Here is a 2,951-nt window from a genome sequence, read left to right on the forward strand (position 1 = left end):
AATGCCACCAGCGAGAGCATCACCGGCACCTCAACCAGCACGCCTACCACCGTGACCATGGCAGCGGGGGATTGCAGGCCGAACAGGGCGATAGCCACCGCCACAGCAAGCTCGAAGAAATTGCTGGCGCCGATCATGGCTGCCGGAGCCTTTACATCATGCCGTAGTTTCAGGAGCCTTCCGCCATACCAGGCAATGAAAAAGATGAAATAGCTCTGGATGACCAGTGGTATTGCTGCTAATAATATCAACATCGGCTTTTCAATGATCCGCTCTCCCTGGAAGGCAAACAGCAGCACCAGGGTGGTCAGCAGGGCAATGATGGAGACAGGCTTGAATTTGGGAAGAAACACATTGCGAAACCATTCCTCCCCCTTTCTCCATATCAGCCGTTTTTGGGTGATCACACCCGCCACCAGGGGTATGACCACGAAGATGAGAATGCTCGATAAGAGTGTTCCATAAGGTATGGTAACGTTGGTAATGCCCAGCAGGATCCCCACAATGGGTATGTAAGCCACCAGGATGATCAGGTCGTTCAGGGAAACCTGCACCAGGGTATAATTGGGATCACCATCGGTCAGGTAGCTCCACACGAAAACCATGGCCGTACAGGGCGCTGCCCCCAGCAGGATGGCCCCGGCAATGTATTCACCCGCCATATCCGGGCTGATGATAGCCGCGTAAACCTTAGAGAAGAATATCCAGGCGAAAAAGGCCATGGTAAAGGGTTTGATCAGCCAGTTCACGATCAGGGTCAGGACAATCCCTTTGGGCCGTTTTTTGATGTTTTTGATGCTCGAGAAATCCACCTGCAGCATCATGGGATAGATCATCAGCCAGATCAATACAGCTACCGGGATGTTGACCCGGAAAACTTCCATATTGCTTAACACTTCGATTCCCTGACCTCCGAAATGCCCGAGGACTATACCTGCAGCTATTCCCAGGGCAACCCAAAGGCTGAGATATTTTTCAAAAATTCCGATGCGTTTTTTTTGTTCCGTCATTTTAAAGCCTTTTTTGCTGTTATGGTTATGCTGTAAATACCGGTTTGCGATTCATTGAAGTTCTTTATTTCTTCTTTATTCAAATAACCTGCAAGTATTTCATCCGGCAGGATGATTTCTTTTTCTTTATGAATTTGTATATTCTTAAATCCGGAGTTTTCAATTATCCGGATATATTCGTCTTTGGATATGGCACCAGCTACACAACCTGCATACATCTCGGCGCTTTTCAGAAGGGATTCTGGTAAATTACCAACCGTCACCACATCTGAAATACAAAAGCTTCCACTTGGTTTCAATACCCGGAAAATTTCACTGAAAGCTTTTCTTTTGTCGGGCACAAGATTCAGCACGCAATTGCTCAGTACCTTATCCATCTTATTGGATTCAAAAGGCATGGCTTCGATGTCGCCCCTGATAAACTTCATATTGCTGTATCCCAGTTTTATAGCATTGCTGCGGGCTTTCTTAAGCATTTCTTTTGAGAAATCTATTCCATAGACAAATCCCTGCTCACCCAGAAATGAGCGGGCTACAAAGCAATCGTTGCCAGCGCCTGAGCCCAAATCAAGCACCGTATCTCCTATTTGAAGGTTGGCATGATCGGATGGAATGCCACAGCCTAAACCCAGGTCTGCGTCCTCATTGTATCCCTGCACCTCTGTATAATCATCGCTGAAAACAGAGTAATCTGTCTCTCCACAACAATCTGTTCCCCCACAGCAGGAGGATTGGTTTTTCTGTTTACTCTGGTGAGCAATCTGATCGTATTTTTGTTTTACGATCTCCTTGACGTTCTTTTGGCTGTCTTTCATATAATGATCTTTTTATCTATTGGGGTCGTATGGAACCCCCATGCTTAATATGTCCTGGTTGTGTAAGTTCGTGCATGCGGGTTTTATAAGTATTCTTTTTGCGCCGTTTCTATAAATCAGTGATCACCCTGTTTGATCTTTGTTGCATAGAGTTGTTTAAACTCCTGTTCAATCTGGTTGCGCACTTCCCTGAATTTGTTGAGAATTTCCTCCTCTGTTCCGGTGGCTGCTGCCGGGTCTTCAAAGCCCATGTGAAGCCGGTGCCTGACCTGGCCCAAAAAGGCCGGACAGGTCTCGTTGGCATGATCACAAACGGTGATCACATAGTCCCACTGAGCATCCAGGTATTGATCCACCAGGGTGGGTGTATGATCGCTGATGTCGATGCCAGCCTCCTTCATGGCTTTTACAGCATTGGGATTCACCTTCGAAGCCGGTTCCGTGCCTGCCGAACGCACCTCCAGGTTGGGATCGAACGATTGCAGAAAGCCCTGGGCCATCTGGCTGCGGGCAGAATTGCCGGTACATAAAATAAGGATTTTCATGGTTTTTGTTTTTGGGTTTTGGTTAATTGAGTTGATTGAGTAATTAAGTAATTAAGTAATTGAGTTAACTTAATTAACTTCTTCACTTAATCACAATTCAAATTCTCCCCGATATCAATATCAGCCAGCAACCGGTCCGTGGCCTGTTTGAGAGCCTCTACCCCGGCCGGGTCAAGACAATAGCTTGTTTTCCTGCCTGAAATGTGCCCCTGGATCAAGCCCGCCTTTTTGAGCTCCTGCAGGTGCTGATTCACCGTGGTCCTTCCCAGGGGTAGCTCTTTGCTGATGTCACCTGATATACAGGTCTTGGTCGCAGCCAGGTATTTCAAGATCTGGATCCTTGCCGGATGGCCCAGGGCTTTGAAAAGACCCGAGCACTGCTGCTCCTGTTGATCGAACAATTCGTTTTTTGCCAGTACCATTTTTGAATGTTTATGACGCAAATATACGTCAATATTTAAAATTTGACGTAAGAATACGTTAATTTTTTGTTAAATCATGTCCTGCCATGCAAAGCACAAATTTTAAACACCAATGATAAACCGCAGAATAACAATTCTACCAAAACAACCATACCCTCA

Annotated in this window: 4 protein-coding genes; all 4 read right to left on the reverse strand. The window is 46.4% G+C overall.

What is annotated here, in order from left to right; genetic code table 11:
* Positions 1–1,010 (reverse strand): ACR3 family arsenite efflux transporter (gene arsB, locus KGY70_20185; protein MBS3777523.1); only part of this gene is annotated, 1,010 nt, incomplete at its 3' end.
* Positions 1,007–1,825, reverse strand: a complete 819-nt coding sequence (gene arsM, locus KGY70_20190) for an arsenite methyltransferase (protein ID MBS3777524.1) — start codon at positions 1,823–1,825, stop codon at positions 1,007–1,009. The genes arsB and arsM, both read right to left, overlap by 4 nt.
* Positions 1,826–1,941: 116 nt before the next feature.
* Entirely contained in the window at positions 1,942–2,370 is a 429-nt protein-coding gene (locus KGY70_20195) for an arsenate reductase ArsC (GenBank protein ID MBS3777525.1), read from the reverse strand.
* Positions 2,371–2,456: 86 nt separating this feature from the next.
* Positions 2,457–2,792, reverse strand: coding sequence for a winged helix-turn-helix transcriptional regulator (locus KGY70_20200; protein MBS3777526.1), 336 nt, complete (start codon positions 2,790–2,792; stop codon positions 2,457–2,459).
* Positions 2,793–2,951 lie beyond the last annotated feature (159 nt).

It is taken from the genome of Bacteroidales bacterium (assembly GCA_018334875.1).
Lineage (GTDB): Bacteria > Bacteroidota > Bacteroidia > Bacteroidales > UBA12077 > JAGXLC01.